Genomic DNA, 16080 nt, shown 5'->3' on the forward strand with positions numbered 1-16080 from the left:
GGGGTTAATCCCTAGATAGGCCAGAAGAAGTTAAAGCGAGGATAGAAGCGGGTTCCGGGTTAGGGGCGCTCTTATGGTGCCGGGTGGCGGGCCTGCACCCCGGCCCTAGGACTTAATGACAAAAGCCATTAACTCGGCCATCTTCCCAGCGCGAAAGCGCCAGACATCGCAGTAGGCATGCTCCACTGCTTGCCCCGTTTCATCGGGCAGTCTGATTGTGCCGAGCGCCGTCACGAACTCGTGCTCGGCAATCAGGTGCTGGACCACAAACTGGGGCGGCTGGACGTAGGCCGTAGCCATCCATTGCCGCACAGCTTGCTTGCCGCGCAGTGTTTGCTCGCCCACAAAATTCCACTGCGTGTCGTCGGTGCAGCAGGCCAAAAACCCCTCGTAGTCGCCGGCCGTGAGGGCCGCGTTGGCCTTGACTAGGATAGTCTTGTTGTTTTCCGGCATAATCGAGGGAGTTAAGGAGAAGGCGGAGGTAGGCAGGAGGGCCTAATATAAACCGGGCGGCGTGAACCGGCAACCCCCGCTTGGCCCGCCGCGCCCGGGCGGCAAGGCTTCAGAAAAACGTGGGGATCATTACCCTAACCGGCCAATCACCCTGCCACGTTAAAGGGCTGCCAAACAGGTCTTGGGCCAGGGGCCACAAGCGTTTGGCAGCGGCGGCATCGACGGAATAAGGCTTTACCCCGGCTCCCATTCCCGGCCCGAGCGCTAAGGCGGTAATAGCCACCTCCTCACAATACCCGCCAAGGCGGTTTAACAACGGGGTCGGGGCGCACCACCCCATACCCATCAAACACAAACGAGAACAGGGTCATCTTTTTTTATCCTCCCTAAACTACGCAGACGCCCCAACTAGTTGAAAGATGAAAAAGCCCCCGGGAGGGGGAGACGTTGGAACCAAGGGCAAGTGGCCTTCCCAGCCACTCCTCGGCTACCGGGCAGCAGACCAAGCGCGAACCAGCGACCGGCTCGGTTAAAGTGCCCCCCCCGCGCTTTTCCAATAACTGGCAAGCTGTTTGGTACAGTGGAATCATCCGTGTATTTTTTTCACTATTCCACCTATATGCTTTACTAGTAGCAATCTATGGAAAACGTACTTACCCTTCAGCGCTTGCCGCGGCTGTGGCTGCGCCGGCACAAAAAGGCGCTGCTCGGCTACATGACTCGCCGCACCAGCGCCCTGGCTAACGCCTCCCTTCTGGAGCAAGGTTGATACCCCAACATATGAAAAAAGCCCCGGCATCGTCGGGGCTTTTTGGTGCCGCCCCTTCTGGTATGCCAGAGCCTTAATGTAATGTTGCCTTCACAGGCCAGCGGCTCGCGGACCTGTTACCCTCCTCGGCCTAGCTCCGTCACGCGCGGGGTCCAAAGTAGTAGCGTACGCCCGCGCTCACGCTCGGATTCGCGGGGTACAGGCGCGTGGGGCTCTGCACTTGCCGGTTCAGCACCGCCTCGGCCGTGAGCTGCAGGCCCGCGCCCACTTGGTAGCGCACACTCGGACCCAGCGTCAGGCACACGCCCGTGGCCCGGCTCGTGCCCAGCTCGTAAGGCGCGCCCGCTCCGGCCGCCAGAGACTGGCGCGTCACGGCGTGCACCAAGCTCAGGCCCCCAAGCACGTCCACCTGCAAGCGTTGGGCGGGGCGAGGCAGCAGGGCGTAGCGGGCCAGCACGGGCACGAGCAGGGCACGCACGCGGGTGGTACGGGTCGCGTAGTCGACGGCCCCCTGGCCCGTGCTCGGATCCAGGGTCTCGTAAAGGATGGTGGTATGGCGGTAGTCCGTATCATAGGCCGCGCTCACTTCTACGCCCCAGCGGGGGCGTAGCTGCAGGCCCAGCGTGGGCACGAAGGATTTGAGGTTGACCAGGCCCCCGTTGGGCAGGGGGCAGCCGGCCAATAAGCCCCCCACGCCCACCACCACTTGGGGGAAATTAACCAGAGCCGGAACCTCTGGGGCTTGGGCTTGCCCAAGCAAGGGTGTAGTAAGCAGGAGTAGGCTACCCCAGAGGGCCCGAGAAAAAAGCATGGCAAGCAAAAGCGTGACGAGGAAAGACGAGGGCAGGAAGAGCGGGCAAATATAGCGGCAAGAGTGCCACAGTGCCGAGAACGTTGGCAGGAAAGGCAAGGAGCGGCGTATCGCTTCGTATCTAAATAATTGATATTCAGCTTATGCAGATCAGTGAGACCAACTGGCGTGGGGTATAAGCTATTTTCAGGTACTAGTTCGTGCTTCTTCCTGTTCGGTTTGCTGCCCGGCTTTTAGCTGCCATGTCCGCTCATCAATGCCCTGGACCTTGTACTAGCTTAGGTTACCGGTGACTCTGCGGTAGTGAGCGCTGCCAGCTAGCACTTGGCGGTCCCAAGACCCACGCCTGCAACTCCGGGGCTTTTACTTCGCCACCTGCCGCTTTAGCCACTCCAGGGATGCCTGGTTGGTTTCCTCGAAGCGCCAATGGCCCGCGATGGGCGTGATAACCACGGTTTTAGGCGCCGTCACCGCGTTTACGGCCGCATAAACCGAGGTAGGCGGGCAGGTGTTGTCATTATAGCCCCACGAATAAAAGCCGGGAACCGTGAGCTGCCGGGCAAAATTGACAACGTCGTAATAGCCCATCGTTCGAATTTTGGCCGGGGTGTTGTTCGTACTGGCGGAGCCCGCGTTCAGCAGGTGAGGCCAGCCCCCAGCGCGGCCATGCAGGTAACCGGTCAAATCACAAAGGGCCGGGTAAAAAGCAGCGAGCGCGGTTACGCGGTTGTCCAGGGCCGCCGTGACAATGGCCAGGGCGCCGCCTTGGCTGCCGCCGGTCACGACCACATTTCTGCCGTCGAAGTCGGGCAGGCTGCTTAGGTAGTCGATCGCGCGGACGCAGCCCAGGTATACGCGTTTATAATAATAGTTGTCCCGGTCGTCGAGCTGGTGGACCGGGTAATCACCGAAGGCATTGCTGAGGTCTTGGTAGGTCCCAGGATCGAGCAGGGGCGAAATACCGTGTATTTCCAGGCTGAGGCTAATAAACCCCTGGTCGGCGTAGAAGGTGCTCGGGCGGGCGGATTTTATGCCGGCCCCGGGCGGGGAAAGCAGTACAGGATATTTGCCGGCAACTCTTGGTTTACAGAGGAAGCCATACAACCGCTGCCCGGGCTTGTAGTTCTGCAAGCTGACCAGGTATACCTCCACCGTGGGGGTGGAATGCTCCGGCAAGTAGGTCAGCCGGGCATCTACCGGCACGCGGGCCGCTTCGCTTTTCGCCTGCGCCCAAAAAGCTACAAAATCGGGGGGCAGGGTCACGGTCGGCACAATTTGCTCCGGGGAAAAGCCGAGTTTCACCTGGCTGCTATACGTTTTGCCCTGGTGCTCGGTGGTGACAACTAGTTGACGAAAGCCCGGCTTCCGACTTGTGCCCAGGTCGATCTTTCCTTGTCCCTTCTTCAGGTTCAGGGTGCCCTTTTTTTCCGCCGCCAGCATTTCCGGCCCCAGCTCGTAACGGATGGTAACGTCCGCTAACGGCACATCATTTTTGCACACTGTTACCTGCACCGACGCCGGCTGGTTGACCGCATACTGCCAATCCGCGGCGCTCGGCGAGAGCACAATGGTGATCAGCTTGAGCGGGGCGGGTGAATTTTGGGCTTGTGCCGGCTGTATAAGCAGCAAAATACAGTAGATGGACCATGCGAAGCGGGCTTTTATCATAGGGAAAAAGGCGTCAGAAGGAAAAGATCATTGGTCTGCGTCTGCTGAGAGGGGTAGACGAAAAGCGGCGGGCAGGAAAGATAGGTTATACTTTCTTCCCCTAGTCAGCTCTATCCCTAGGCCAGCGGCAGTGCCTGCGGGTGCTCCTGCTCCGGGTGGCCCCAGCAAGCCCCTTGCCGAGCACCTTGCCGGTGACGAGGAGGAGATAGTGTGGTACGGAACATAGCGGCGCAGCAGGCGCTAAGGGATAACAGGGGCCAGAAAAACAGCGGCTTAATCTGCGGACGGGGACGGGCCGCTGGTTGCGCTGTGGCGCTACTAGTCTCCCAGGAGGGCGGGCCAGGCGGCTGTTTCCGCTATCCCAGCAGGCAGTTATCGGGCCTATACGGGAGTAGATTGATCATGACTGGAACCGGTCAGCTCCAGCAAGCAGGATTCACGAGCTCCGAGCCGACGAACTTGAACGGCAACGGTGGGTCCAAGCCGCTAATAGATTCTGGTCCCCTTTTTACAAACTAACGATCCCGAAACAGGAGCGATGCAAACCGGCCGGGTTGCGACGATAGCGGGTTGTTATCGGACCTTATGCTTACCTTGGCGGAGCAGCCATTTTTCGGCTCGGCTACTCCTTAATTTACAGCGTTCCATGAAGCCACTCTCCGTACTTGCTCCCACCAGCCGCGCCTTGCCTTCCTTGGCCGAGCTATCCGAGCACACGGCCCGCTACGTGGAGGCGGGCTTAAGGGGGGCGGCCAACACAGTCAAAGCCTACGCAGGCGATCTGCAGCGCTTCGGCGCCTGGTGCGCTGCCCACGGCTTGGCGCCCCTGCCCGCCTCAGTAGACACCCTGGCGGGCTTTGTGACCCACCTGGCCGAAGCGGGCAAGAAGGTGGCCACCATTCAGCGCCACTGCGCGGCCGTGGCTAAGGCCCACGCCCTGCGCGGGCTGGACTCGCCCACGGATGATAAGCAGTTCAAGGTCTTACTCGAGGGCATCAGCCGCATCAAGGGCGTGCGCCAGCACCAGGCCCCGGCCTTTACCCTGGCCGCCTTCAAGCGCATCGTCAAAAGCATCGACGCCACCACGGTGGCCGGCCAGCGGGACAAGGTGATTCTGCTCTTGGGCTTCTCGGGAGCTTTTCGCCGCTCCGAACTGGCGGCCCTGAACATCGAGGACCTGAGCTTTGCCGAGGAAGGGTTGCTGATTGACTTGAAGAAGAGCAAGACCAACCAACTGGGCGAGCACGAGGAGAAGGCCATCTTCTATTCCCCGGAGTTGGTCCTTTGTCCCATCCGCTCCCTGCAGACTTGGGTAAAAGTGCTGGGGCGGACCCAGGGGCCGCTGTTCGTCTCGCTGCGCAAAAACAGCCGGCTCACTGGGCGCCGGCTCACGGACAAGCACCTGAATTTGATTGTGCAGCGCTACCTGGGCGGGAAGTACTCGGCTCATTCCCTGCGCGCCTCCTTTGTGACGGTGGCCAAGCTGGCGGGCGCGGATGACGCGGAGGTCATGAACCAGACCAAGCACAAGACCAGCGCCATGATCCGCCGCTACACCCGCCTCGACAACGTGCGCCAGCACAATGCCGCCCAAAAGTTGGGCTTATAATAAACTAGCGAAGGGGGCTTGGCAAAGAACTGCTGCATTGGGAAGGGTGCACGCAGACTGGTTAGACAGTGTCTGACCAGTCTGCGGCAAGGCCAATCCAGCTGCTTGAGTGACTAGTAGCGTCGAATATATTTGGTAAAACACAGCTTCCGATTGGTCAGTGAGAGCCCGGAAACGCCCCGGCTTCGCAGGGTCTTGGCCAACTCCGGGAGCAGGCGTTCGCCCTAGGTCGCCCGATTATGGCCGTGTTGATCACACTGCCCCTGCTGACCAGATTTATTCCAGCAAAAATCCTTTCATTGCGGCTCTGGCCACGACGGACCGCAAGCACTTTGCCCTCCTCGACGAGAGCGGCGGCCTTCAGTTACATCCCCTTGTATCGGGGAAACGCGTCAGGCTGCGCCCGTTAGGGCGTTGGTGACCCCAGGACGGCATCCAGCTCTTCGGTGGTCGGCAGGTTAGGTTGCAGCTTAGGGGGTAGGGCGCGGCTGAGCTGCCACTCGGCCACACTAATGGGCTGGCTCAGCCCGCGCAGGGCGTACTCGGCTACGACTCAGTTGTGCGTTCTGCACAGCATCAGGCCAATGGTAGGCTAATCCGTGGGGTGGCGCAGCACCTCGTTGGCCACGAACACCGCGAGAAAATGGGCTTAGTCGGGTGGTAAGAGCGCGGTGGTCATAAACAAAATGCAGGAAGCCGGCGGGAGAGTCAGCGTTGCTGGTGTTGGACGGGCTATTCTTTTACCGGTAGGGCGCCGGTAACGGGTGGAAGAAGATGAGCCAGATAAGGCTTGTTACGGAAGGGATGGATAATGAAGCAAACCGATAGCGTCAACCCTAGAGGCCCAGCTCCTGGGCGGCGTTATGCTGGCGCACGTTATCGAGACGGGTGTAGCGGCGAATCATGTCCGTGGTCTTGTGCTTGGTCTGGTTCATGATCTTGCTGTCGTCCACCCCGTTGAGCTTGGCAATGGTCACAAAGGAGGCCCGCAGCGAGTGGGCCGTGTAGGGCGCCCCTAGCCGCAACTGCACGATCTCGTTTAAGCTAAAGGTGCTCAGGCGCCGCCGGCTTAGGCGCTGGCCCTTGTGAAAGGACACGAACAAGGGTCCCTCGCTGCGCCCGTGCTCCGTGAGGTAGGTGACCCAGTCCTGCACGGCCCGCACGGGGCAGGTGCGCCGGTCGGGTGAGAAGAAGATGGCTTTCTCCTCGGCCTCGCCTTTCTGGTTGGTTTTGCTGTGCGTCAAATCGACGATGAGCCCGTCGGCGTCGAAGTGCAAATGCTGCAGATCCACCTTGGCCAGCTCGTCGCGGCGAAAGGCGCCCGCCAGGCCCAGCAGGAGCAGGGCCCGGTCCCGTACCCCGTCTGGGCGTTCAAGGCTGATGCTCTGCACCACCCGCTTGAAGTAGGCCAGGGTGAAGGCCGGGGCCTGGTGCTGGCGCACGCCTTTCTCCCGGCTGATGCCCTCCATGAGGTCCTTGAACTGCCGGTCGTCCGTGGGCGGGGGGAGTTTGGCTAGCTGGTGGGCTTTGCTGATGGCCGCGCAGTGGCGCTGGATAGTGGCCACCTTCTTGCCCGCTTCGGCCAGGGAGGTGACAAAGGCGGCCAGGGTGGTAACCTCGGCCGGCAGGGCCGCGCGACCGTGGTCCTGGCACCACAAGGAGAAGCGACGCCAATCGCCGGCGTAGGCGCGCTGAGTATTGAGCGCGCCTTGCTGCCCAGTAGTGACGTAGCGGGCGGCCGAGGCGGCGTAGTCATCGATGCTGCGCGCGGCCCCAATGGCTTGATGGGTCACTTCCGGGAAGTGGTTGAGGTTAGATGAATCGTTGTCCAGCATAAGCAAATTCCAGCGATGAGCTACTCCTTATTATATAGGTGTCCTCGAAGCATACAAAGACCACCTTTCGGGTGACGAGTAACATAAGAAAAGATTTATACTAAACGCCGTGGGAAAGATAATATAATTACCCTCGATAAGTAAGGCTTATCGAGGGTAATTATGGAGAAAGATAAATTTATTTTACATAATACTATTTACAGTTTTTGTTCTATCATAACCTAAAAAAGGTCAATTCATTATTGACTCTTTCGGCAACGCTTAACCAGAGCAGCATAATGACCAACTGCCTACCAATCGCGTTAGTGTTTGAACGTGACCTAATAGCTAACTGGACTTAGCGAACTGTCTGGTGTAATTAAACTATCACCGGGTCAGCGTTATGGTAATCCCAGGGCGGCCGGGCTGTCGCTTGACGCCTAACAGGTCGCCTACCCAAAGGGGTAGAAAATCGCCGTCCTTATGCCTACCTTACTGGTTCTTGGACAAGAAGTTTAAGCTAGCTTCCTCTGGACCCCAAGCGCGCTGCCCGTTTCCTTCGGGTCAGGTGTCAGGCGCTCTAGCAAGTAGTTCTGGGGGAAGGTGCTGCTGCTCGCATAGGAGGGCAAAAAGGTAGCGTAGTAAAGCAAAGGCGAAAAGCCGGCAGCCAGCCGGCGGATATGCAGGCAATAACCACCTGACCGATAGAAACCTTATGAGCAGCCAGCCAAAGGAGTTGACCCTCACCGAACAGGCCACCCTACTGGGCACCCTGCACGCCCGGTTCGAGCAACACCGTCACCGCCATCCCGGCCTGGAATGGAACAAGCTGCATGCGCGGCTGGCAGCGGATCCAGCCAAGCTGTGGGTCCTGCAGGCCATGGAAACGACGGGGGGAGAGCCGGACGTGGTGGGCTATGAGGCCAAGACCGGCCAGTACCTGTTCGTGGATTGCTCGGCCGAATCGCCTCCTGGCCGCCGCAGTGTGTGTTACGACCAGCAGGCGTGGGAGGCTAGAAAAGACCATAAACCCAAAACCAGCGCGCTGGCCATAGCCGCGGCCCTGGGCATTGAGCTGCTAAGCGAAGCTCAGTACCGGGAGCTGCAGCAACTGGGCGCATTCGATTTGAAAACCTCGAGCTGGCTGCTGACGCCGGCGCCGATTCGTGCTCTGGGCGGGGCCCTCTTCGGGGACCGTCGCTACGACCAGGTTTTTGTGTATCACAATGGGGCCGAGGCGTACTATGGAGCCCGGGGGTTCCGGGGCGCGCTCCGGGTATAAGGCCAGAAAGGGGCAACGGCCCCCTTGGGTAAACCGAAACCAGAACAAGTACTGGCAGATAAGCAAGGTTGGACCAATTTTCCGGGGGGTGCTCGCCCTTTCGGCAGCCGGCGCCGAGTGAGATTGTTTTGCAAGCCAGGAAATAGGGGGACAACCTTATCAGTCCTTATTCAAAGTAGTTGCAGGGCCCAGCAAGTCGTCACTTATCACTCCCTCTGCGGCCCTGAAAAAGTCATCTTGCTAGGTGGTTTTCACCTTCCAGGGATGAGGGAAGGTTTCCCTGCCTTCGATCCCATTAAGTACAAAGTCTCAACTCGTAGCGCGTTTGGGCACTTTTTTAGGCCGCTGAAAAAAATAGTTATTAACCCGTGTAACCAATGGCCCCGGGGTTGATATTCCCTGTATACTAACCCCCATTTCCTCCCGGTGGACACTCAAAGCGACGACGAGCTCATGGCCGCGATCAAGGCCGACGACCTCGATCAGCTGGTGCCCTTGCTGGAGCGTTACCAAGAGCCCCTGTTCAACTTTTTCTACCGCCTCACCAGCGACTACGAAACCAGCCAGGACCTGACCCAAACCGTGTTTGAGCGCCTGCTCAAGTACCGGGCCAGCTACCGGCCCGGGCAGCCCTTCCGGCCCTGGCTCTACCAGCTGGCCCGCAACGTGCACGTCTACCACTGGCAGCGCAGCCAAAAGATGCGCACGACGGATGTGGTCGAGGTCGAGCGGCAGGGAGCCTTCGGTGGGGCTGCCTTCACCCTGATGGCCGCGCAGGACCGCCAGCAGGAGCTGCACGAAGCCCTGGCGCTACTAGCCCCACCCCAGCGCGAAATCCTGGTGCTGCACCACCTGCAGGGTTTCAGCTACGAGGAAATTGCCGAGTTGCTGGGCGGCACCGCCGGGGCCGCCAAAGTAAAAGCGCACCGGGCCCTGCAAGCCCTGCGCGCCCTCTACTTCAACTAACCACTATGCCTAACGCATCCAACCCCTCCGAATGTCTGGACGTCGCCGACCTGCTGGTAGACTATGCCCGGCACACCCTGCCCCCGGAGCATACGACCCGGATGGCAGCTCACCTTACCCACTGCCCCCGCTGCCAGGAGCGCGTCGCCCAGGTGCAAGCCTTAATCGGAGAATTGGCGACGGTGGAAAAAGTAACGTCCCCGCCGGGCCTGCGCGCTAACCTACTGACCTTGCTGGCCCAGGAAAAAGCCCGCGTAAACCAGCCGTCCACGGCCGCCGCGGAGGCTCACATGGTGCCGCTCCAACCCGCCCCGGCGGTGGCGGCCGGCACTTGGTGGCTGCGCATCGCGGCCAGTGGGGTGCTGCTGGCCGTCGGCCTGGTGCTGGGCAACCTATGGCGGCCCCTATCAGCGGACGTATCCGTCCGGACGAGGGTAAACGCGGAGGTTTCGCCCCCGCGCCTGCACGCCTTGACGAGTGATCCCACGGCGCCCACCTTATCGGCCAGCGCCCGCATTCAGCTGGTAAGTGAGCTGGCGGGGGAAGCTCAGGGCAAGGACGATCCGGTGGTGCAAGTGTTGATCAACACCCTGAATTTTGACCCCAATGCGAACGTGCGCCTGGCCGCCGGCAAGGCCCTCTTTCGCCTCCGCGCCGACCCCCGGGTCGGAGAAGCATTTCTGCAGTCCCTCCCCATTCAAACCGACCCCTACGTGCAGATCCTGCTTATTGAGCTGCTAGTCGACCTGCGCGAGCAGCGGGCCGTGCCCGAGCTGGAGCGCCTCGCCCAGCGCCCCGATGCGCTGCCTCTGGTGCGGCAGCAAGCCAAATCGGGCTTGGGGCTGCTAATCTAAAGCGCCGGCACAGCCTACCTGTTTTTATCGCCTGTCACCCCCTACGTTTTCATTTTCTTAGCGAACCAGGGCTGAAAATGCCCCCCGGAAGTCGCCGTTGCGGGCGGGTCCGGCTTTTTCTCTCCTCAACTTCCTTTGTCATGATCAAGACCCTCCTGCTCACTTTGCTTTACTTGCTGGCGCTTGGGCCCGCGTTGTGGGCCCAAGACTACCGGCTCAAGCTCGCCGGCAACCCGACAAAAGTTGTGCTGGAGATGCGCAGCGGCCAGGTAAAGCTGGAAGGCTACAACGGTAACGAAATACTGATCGCGGGCAATGGCTTCGAGCCCGCACCCAAGCAGGCCGAAGGCTTGCGAGCCGTGTTCGCGGGCGAAGACAACACGCGCATCGGCCTCTCGGTCACCCAGAAAGACAACGCCGTGCGCATCGTGCAGGCATCCCGCAAGGATACGGACTACGTGATTCGGGTTCCGCGCCAGCTGGCGGTGGTCTTCCACCAACAGCCCTTGGGTGCCGGGGGGCTGAAGGTTACCGATCTGCTCGGCGACGTGGAAGTGAATATGCAGAACGGCAACGTGGAGCTCCTGAATATGAGCGGCGGCGTGGTCGTCAGTCTGCTCGCCGGCAACATAACGGTGCGCTATACCGCCATTGGCAAAGCACCCAGTGCCATCTCCAACCTCGGCGGTGATATCGACGTGACCATGCCCGCCCGCAGCAAGACGACGCTGGAGCTGCGCACTATGTCGGGTGATGTGTACACCGACTTTGACATCGCTCTGGGCAAAGAGGCGGGCGGCCTGCGCCGCCTGGGCGGTCAGGTGGTGGGCGGCGCAGTGAACGGGGGCGGCACCAACGTGTCGATCCAGGCCCTGGGGGGCAATATTTTTCTGCGCAAAGCCAAGTAAAGCGAAGGGCGAGTTGCTCATTCACTACCTCTCAAGAACACCAACGCACCGCTCCGGGCTTCTCAACTCACCCTTTTACCAACTTTAGCATGAAACTCTACCTGCTCCTGGGGGCCCTCGTTGCCTCCCTGCTGGGCTCTGGCCCCACCCACGCCCAAAAAATTATCGAGAAAAAAGCCCCCCTGAGCCCTAATCAACGCCTGGTGCTAGAGTTGCCCCAGGCGGTCACCATCCGTCTCACCGGCGGCAGCGGTCAGGAAGTAGCCGTAAAAGCGAGCGTTAACATCAACAACAATAAGCTCAACGACGCCCTACTGCTGACCTTGAACACGACGGGCGACGTAGTCAAGGTTCAGGCGGCCTTCGATGAGAAGCTGCTCGGCCAGAGCCCGGAGGCCCACTGCCGCGAGGGCCAGGGCTCGACCATGTTGGTGAATGAAGCCGACAAAAACGGCCGCGGCGCCTATTGCATTTTTCCCCACGTCGACTACGAGATCGTCGTGCCCGCCGGGGCTGCGGTAAGGATAGAAACGTTGAATGGCAACATTGAGGTGAAGGGCCTGCGCGGACCGCTGGTGGCCAAGTCATTGAGCGGCTTTGTGGACGTGAGCTGGCCGGCGGCCCATGGCGCGGAGGTATCCCTCACCAGCGCCAACGGCAAGGTGTATAGCACCCCAGACCTAGTCCTGGATACTCGCCCGACCGACTCGCCCATGGGCCAAGAGGCGCACGGCAAACTCGGCCGCAGCGGCCCGGGCGTAAAGCTCGAGTCCTTCAGCGGAGACGTGTTTTTCCGCCAGCAGCCCTAAGAACCCCTTCTCCGAAGGGCAGTCATTGGAAGGGCCGCTTTTGCCTAACGGGTTAGGCCACTTCGATCCGACTACTCTGTTCGTTGTCAATGGTTTATAGGTTCGACAAGGTGTAGGTCATTAACCCTTACCCTTCCAAAAACAAAGCGCCTTTCAACGTAGCTAGCAAAGAGCAGTTTAAGGGTAGTATCAGTCCCTAGCTTAAGCAAAGGATAGGTACCTTCCGTTGAAAGCTATCGGAACCTATCCTGAAAAAAGATAGCGATGAGTAAGCAGACCAACTTGGGTATTGTGAGGAAGAATTATGATACCCAAAGGTTAGAAGAAATGGACAGGAGATTAGGTTAGGTCTCTATTTGCTTCGCCTGTAGAGCTTACGGTTCTTGCTGGAGCCATAGCGCAGGCCGCAGCCCACCCCCATCCCGGGCCCCGCACGTAAACCGCCCCCGTCGCGCTCACACTTGCCGCCGTGCGCCCGTAGTAGCCGGGCGAGCGCAACCGCCACGAGTGGACCTGCCCCTGATAGGTGGCTTGGCGATGGACGTTGTGCTCGTCGTCCAACTGCCAGGTTTGAGAACCTTTCGTGTATAGCCGAGAACGGCTATTGCCGAAATAGGTGCACACCTCCTCCAGGTTGAGCAAAAAAGGCGGTCTTTGGTCGCCGGCCCCCCGGGCGTGCGAAACCAGGGGTTGGCGGGATTAGAGTTCGTGACCAGCAGAATTTGGGCCTGCTCGTCGGGCCTGAAGGTTTGGTAAAATTCCTGGTTGAGGTAACGTTGAGAAACGAGTGGTGATACCAGCGTAAGTCGAGGATGTCCTCGGTGATGAGCAGGGCCCGGTGGTCCTGCCGGGTCAGCACCCGCCACTGGTAGGGTCCAAAGGGGAGCATATCGCCTTTTCTCATGGTGGCTATGGGCCGTGTGCGCTGCCAGCGAGGGCGCTACGCGGAAGGTTTTCCGAGTGGGTCAACAAGGTAATGAAAAGTCGAGCATCAGCTGGTACGGGTTCCCGAACAAGCTATTGAGTACGTGGAAAGCCTAAAGGACTAGGAGAAAGGACACCGCCGCTGTGAGGCAGGGCATGGTTGGCACTCTCTTCGCTAGCTGAGTTTTACCTTATATAACTTAACTGGTATAGCTGACTCTCTGTATGCGTCGTCTACTGTGCTGTTTTTCGTCTTCGCTCTCGGCCTCGCTGCGTGTGGCGCTGACTATGTTTCTCCTAAAGAGTTAGAGGGAGAGTGGTATATAAATAAATGGAAAGGCTATAACCGGTATTCCTCTGGGCAGAGCGATACCTCTTCTATGACTTTTCCCGTGCCTTTTACCAATAAGATTATCATCAGCAAAAAGGAAATCAACTTTTATGACAGCAATGGTAAGATAGCCACCCTCCCCTACCAAAAGAAAGGAAACGTGCTCTCCGGTCAGCGAGCAGGCGAATTTCCCTATACCATCACCATTCAAGAATTGAGTGAGCACCGAATGGTCTATGCGCCTAAACAACAGTACTACTGTAATGGGACGGGCGCGGGCAACGCGGACTGCTTGGCGGTAACTACTTATACCTTCTCCAAATAAGTCAACCAGCAAGGCAGCTCTTACCATTTCCACCTGCTTGCCTAGCGTGGTGTAATTACCATCGGCGACCCACTTTATCCTTAATCAGGGCTATTGCCTTACTGTCCTTCTTGCTCCTTTTATTCTGTCCTATTCTCGTTTCTCTTCACATGACAAGTTACCGACGGCAAGCTTTGCTTCTCCTACCCTGTGGGTTCTTTTTGAACTGTAGTGGGAATGAGCCCGCTCCTACCTTCAACGTTGCGTTCCTCTTGCAAGGAACGGCGGCACACGAGTTAGGGGCCCAAGGGGATATTTACGTGAAGCGGCGCGGGCAGACCGTGCGGGAGCACCTAGCCACGGAGCCCGTGTTTTACGATATAAGGGTCATCCGTCCCGGCAACGGCGTCCAGGTTGAACCGGGCGACAGCGTTTTCTTAACGCTCAGCTTTCAGCGGGTAAGCAGCGATCCGCGGTGGGGCCTGGGGCCCCACAACCGGATAGATGCCGAGCTGTGGGTCGACAAACAAGTAAAGGCAACCTTCGTGCTGGATCATCAGACCAGGGTCTATGATGCGGCTGGCCGTCCCGTTGCCCGGTTCAGCTATGGGATTAGCCGGGAAGGGTGAGGGGGAAGGGGAAAGGCCAAAACGGGGTTTAACGGGCTCTTTCACCGTCTCCTGCTTCAAACTAACCATACCATTTGGCGTTGAATAAGGTCTGATAAGTAAATCGTATCAAACCCTATAAAGCAGCTCTGCTCACCAAGGGGGGTATGACATAATGCCCTCCATAAGACAGGTCAGAAAGCTAGGGCCAGAAAGCGCAGGGGTCTTTTGTTTCGGAACCGGCTTGTTGAACCACGCTGGCGAGCGTATGGGGCTTACTCACCTGCCAATAGCTGTAGGGCCCGAAACCGATAACTTTTTGAGCTAGCGGCCCACGCCTGCTTTGGCATTGGCTATGAGGGAACTCTCAGTTCCAGCGACCAGCGGAAGTGGCGGCAGACGGCCGGGCTGGTTGTCCTTTCCCTCCGTTACGCGAGTCACCCCTTTTCTGACCTATCCCGCAGTGGGCTGGGGGCGGCATAGAGGTTGGGCAAGCCGACCTGCTCGTGACATGCATCCAGCCAACCGCGCTGCGGATGCGCCACGGCGTACCCTATGGCCCGCAGCCAAGCCTCCATCTCCGGCAGGGAAGGCAGGGCATGGTTGTCGCAGTTGCGCTGCAAGGCGTTGCGCGTGGCTGGCCCCTTGGCCCAGGCCCGGCGGGGGCGGTGCTTGCCCGTGCGCAGAAAATAGTAGGCGTCGGCCACGGTCTGGCTGCGGTTCACGCCCGCGTGGCAGTGCAAGTACACCCGCTGCTGCGCTTGTTCGGCCTGCCATAGAATAAACAGGGCCCCGTAGATACTACTCAAACTCAGCCCCCAGAACTCGCCCAGCGGAAACCAGTGCGCGGCCTGGCCGCGGGTCAGCAGCGTCTGTGCCATTGGCGCCTGATATTGATCACTCACATTGATCAAAACGTCGTAGGGGGTCAGCCGGCCGTCCCCTTCGAGCTCACCTGGGGTAGGGTAAGGGCCGACCAAGACACTGTGCGCAAACCATTGACGAAACGTGGGCATAAAACGCGTAGTGAGTGAAGAAGCTGACGAGCCCCGTTCCACGCCCGGGGCAGACAGGAGCAGGAGCCTACGGCACTTCCTGGAACCGCGTAAAGGCCGCCGCGTACAAGGCCGGCGTCAGGGTATGCCCCTGCACGGGTTTGGGCAGCAGCACGAGCACGGGAGTCCGCGACTTGACTGCTTCTAAATACGCTTTCAATGAGTGGGTCCCCAGCGCACTGCGCACCAAGACTGAGTCCGGATCTATCGCCGGATCCAGCCGGGCTAACTGCACCAATTGGTGCGCGGCCGCCTCGATGGTCTGGGGGGTAAACTGCAAGGGGGTATAGTTCACCCGGACCTCCACCTGCAAGTGATCACCTAGCTCGGTGCGGGCCACTTCCCGAAACGTGACGACAGTAAGTATGGCCTGCTCGGGGGTGGCCGCGTTGGCCTCGAGGTTTTGGCACTGCATCACCTGCATCAGTAGTAGCCCATCCTCCGGGGCAGACGACACCCCCCGGGCCTCGATGCGCCGCCGCGCCTGCGCGCACGTGCCCGGCACCTCGAGCGTGAGCACGTGCAGCTGATTCTTAGGACCGGAGATTAGATTGGTGGAGCTGTCCAGGCGGCTCTGCTCCGTGTAACAGGCACTGGCCATAGCCAGCAGCCCCAACCACATGTCGCGCTTGTCCATCGGCTTAGGCTCAGGAGAGAGAAGTAACGAAGACCAAAATAGCGAAATACCGCTAGATAGGGACACTATATTATCCCCGGAACGTACTGATTACTTTGCGTGATGAACGGCTTGCTGACAGCCGTTTGCTTTCGCCCTGACTACAGCCTGCCATGGACTGGTAGGCTGAAAATACCTTTGGTCAATAGGAGGCCAACGAAGGTGAGCGAATGGAAGTAGCGGCTGGCGGCGTTGCGGGGCGTCCTCCCGAATCAGGGCCATACCCCAATAAGACTTGA

15 protein-coding genes and 1 pseudogene are annotated in these 16080 nt (G+C 59.3%); 9 read left to right on the forward strand and 7 right to left on the reverse strand.

The features are described 5' to 3' along the window. Positions 1 to 105: 105 nt before the first annotated feature. Positions 106 to 453 (reverse strand): nuclear transport factor 2 family protein, encoded by a 348-nt coding sequence (locus ACW9KT_RS19035; RefSeq protein WP_457083338.1) that lies wholly within the window; start codon positions 451 to 453, stop codon positions 106 to 108. A 640-nt stretch (positions 454 to 1093) separates the two neighbouring features. Between ACW9KT_RS19035 and ACW9KT_RS19040 the strand changes: the two genes are divergently transcribed. Continuing rightward, complete coding sequence (locus ACW9KT_RS19040) at positions 1094 to 1222, forward strand: hypothetical protein (RefSeq protein WP_457083340.1); 129 nt, start codon at positions 1094 to 1096, stop codon at positions 1220 to 1222. Positions 1223 to 1361: 139 nt separating this feature from the next. Here the strand turns inward: ACW9KT_RS19040 and ACW9KT_RS19045 are convergent, their stop codons facing one another. Next, on the reverse strand, positions 1362 to 2033 hold the full coding sequence (locus ACW9KT_RS19045; RefSeq protein ID WP_457083342.1) for a hypothetical protein: 672 nt from the start codon (positions 2031 to 2033) through the stop codon (positions 1362 to 1364). Between the two features lie 363 nt (positions 2034 to 2396). Next, on the reverse strand, positions 2397 to 3701 hold the full coding sequence (locus tag ACW9KT_RS19050) for an acetylxylan esterase (protein WP_457083344.1): 1305 nt from the start codon (positions 3699 to 3701) through the stop codon (positions 2397 to 2399). A 646-nt stretch (positions 3702 to 4347) separates the two neighbouring features. Here ACW9KT_RS19050 and ACW9KT_RS19055 point away from each other — a divergent pair. Next, on the forward strand, positions 4348 to 5310 hold the full coding sequence (locus ACW9KT_RS19055) for a tyrosine-type recombinase/integrase (protein ID WP_457083346.1): 963 nt from the start codon (positions 4348 to 4350) through the stop codon (positions 5308 to 5310). 836 nt (positions 5311 to 6146) lie between these two features. On the opposite strand, the gene ACW9KT_RS19060 is transcribed toward ACW9KT_RS19055, so the two are convergent. Then, positions 6147 to 7145: a tyrosine-type recombinase/integrase gene (locus tag ACW9KT_RS19060; protein ID WP_457083348.1), complete on the reverse strand. Its 999-nt coding sequence runs from the start codon at positions 7143 to 7145 to the stop codon at positions 6147 to 6149. A gap of 694 nt (positions 7146 to 7839) precedes the next feature. Here ACW9KT_RS19060 and ACW9KT_RS19065 point away from each other — a divergent pair. The 5 genes from ACW9KT_RS19065 to ACW9KT_RS19085 all read left to right on the forward strand — a co-directional run bounded on the left by ACW9KT_RS19065 (position 7840) and on the right by ACW9KT_RS19085 (position 11943). After that, entirely contained in the window at positions 7840 to 8406 is a 567-nt protein-coding gene (locus ACW9KT_RS19065) for a DUF4256 domain-containing protein (RefSeq protein WP_457083350.1), read from the forward strand. Positions 8407 to 8832: 426 nt separating this feature from the next. After that, entirely contained in the window at positions 8833 to 9372 is a 540-nt protein-coding gene (locus ACW9KT_RS19070; RefSeq protein ID WP_457083352.1) for an RNA polymerase sigma factor, read from the forward strand. Between the two features lie 5 nt (positions 9373 to 9377). Further along, complete coding sequence (locus tag ACW9KT_RS19075) at positions 9378 to 10226, forward strand: zf-HC2 domain-containing protein (protein WP_457083354.1); 849 nt, start codon at positions 9378 to 9380, stop codon at positions 10224 to 10226. A gap of 140 nt (positions 10227 to 10366) precedes the next feature. Further along, positions 10367 to 11134 (forward strand): DUF4097 family beta strand repeat-containing protein, encoded by a 768-nt coding sequence (locus ACW9KT_RS19080; protein WP_457083356.1) that lies wholly within the window; start codon positions 10367 to 10369, stop codon positions 11132 to 11134. Positions 11135 to 11223: 89 nt separating this feature from the next. Beyond that, positions 11224 to 11943, forward strand: a complete 720-nt coding sequence (locus ACW9KT_RS19085) for a hypothetical protein (protein WP_457083358.1) — start codon at positions 11224 to 11226, stop codon at positions 11941 to 11943. Between the two features lie 339 nt (positions 11944 to 12282). Here ACW9KT_RS19085 and ACW9KT_RS19090 read toward each other — a convergent pair. After that, positions 12283 to 12809, reverse strand: a pseudogene (locus ACW9KT_RS19090) (DUF6273 domain-containing protein). A 438-nt stretch (positions 12810 to 13247) separates the two neighbouring features. Here ACW9KT_RS19090 and ACW9KT_RS19095 point away from each other — a divergent pair. Both ACW9KT_RS19095 and ACW9KT_RS19100 read left to right on the forward strand, forming a co-directional pair. Then, positions 13248 to 13523: a hypothetical protein gene (locus ACW9KT_RS19095; RefSeq protein ID WP_457083360.1), complete on the forward strand. Its 276-nt coding sequence runs from the start codon at positions 13248 to 13250 to the stop codon at positions 13521 to 13523. A gap of 251 nt (positions 13524 to 13774) precedes the next feature. After that, on the forward strand, positions 13775 to 14131 hold the full coding sequence (locus tag ACW9KT_RS19100) for a hypothetical protein (RefSeq protein ID WP_457083362.1): 357 nt from the start codon (positions 13775 to 13777) through the stop codon (positions 14129 to 14131). 416 nt (positions 14132 to 14547) lie between these two features. Here the strand turns inward: ACW9KT_RS19100 and ACW9KT_RS19105 are convergent, their stop codons facing one another. Together ACW9KT_RS19105 and ACW9KT_RS19110 are read right to left on the reverse strand one after the other, a co-directional pair. Further along, positions 14548 to 15126 carry a hypothetical protein gene (locus ACW9KT_RS19105; RefSeq protein WP_457083364.1) on the reverse strand — a complete coding sequence of 193 codons (579 nt, stop codon included), beginning with the start codon at positions 15124 to 15126 and terminating at the stop codon, positions 14548 to 14550. A 67-nt stretch (positions 15127 to 15193) separates the two neighbouring features. Next, positions 15194 to 15802: a hypothetical protein gene (locus tag ACW9KT_RS19110; protein ID WP_457083366.1), complete on the reverse strand. Its 609-nt coding sequence runs from the start codon at positions 15800 to 15802 to the stop codon at positions 15194 to 15196. Positions 15803 to 16080: the final 278 nt, after the last annotated feature.

Source organism: Hymenobacter sp. HD11105, from assembly GCF_054051685.1.

Bases quoted from the DNA above. Each gene is read 5' to 3' on its own strand.
- ACW9KT_RS19035 (WP_457083338.1), bottom strand. From the start codon at position 453: ATGCCGGAAAACAACAAGACTATCCTAGTCAAGGCCAACGCGGCCCTC.
- ACW9KT_RS19040 (WP_457083340.1), top strand. From the start codon at position 1,094: ATGGAAAACGTACTTACCCTTCAGCGCTTGCCGCGGCTGTGGCTGCGC.
- ACW9KT_RS19045 (WP_457083342.1), bottom strand. From the start codon at position 2,033: ATGCTTTTTTCTCGGGCCCTCTGGGGTAGCCTACTCCTGCTTACTACA.
- ACW9KT_RS19050 (WP_457083344.1), bottom strand. From the start codon at position 3,701: ATGATAAAAGCCCGCTTCGCATGGTCCATCTACTGTATTTTGCTGCTT.
- ACW9KT_RS19055 (WP_457083346.1), top strand. From the start codon at position 4,348: ATGAAGCCACTCTCCGTACTTGCTCCCACCAGCCGCGCCTTGCCTTCC.
- ACW9KT_RS19060 (WP_457083348.1), bottom strand. From the start codon at position 7,145: ATGCTGGACAACGATTCATCTAACCTCAACCACTTCCCGGAAGTGACC.
- ACW9KT_RS19065 (WP_457083350.1), top strand. From the start codon at position 7,840: ATGAGCAGCCAGCCAAAGGAGTTGACCCTCACCGAACAGGCCACCCTA.
- ACW9KT_RS19075 (WP_457083354.1), top strand. From the start codon at position 9,378: ATGCCTAACGCATCCAACCCCTCCGAATGTCTGGACGTCGCCGACCTG.
- ACW9KT_RS19080 (WP_457083356.1), top strand. From the start codon at position 10,367: ATGATCAAGACCCTCCTGCTCACTTTGCTTTACTTGCTGGCGCTTGGG.
- ACW9KT_RS19085 (WP_457083358.1), top strand. From the start codon at position 11,224: ATGAAACTCTACCTGCTCCTGGGGGCCCTCGTTGCCTCCCTGCTGGGC.
- ACW9KT_RS19095 (WP_457083360.1), top strand. From the start codon at position 13,248: ATGACTTTTCCCGTGCCTTTTACCAATAAGATTATCATCAGCAAAAAG.
- ACW9KT_RS19105 (WP_457083364.1), bottom strand. From the start codon at position 15,126: ATGCCCACGTTTCGTCAATGGTTTGCGCACAGTGTCTTGGTCGGCCCT.
- ACW9KT_RS19110 (WP_457083366.1), bottom strand. From the start codon at position 15,802: ATGGACAAGCGCGACATGTGGTTGGGGCTGCTGGCTATGGCCAGTGCC.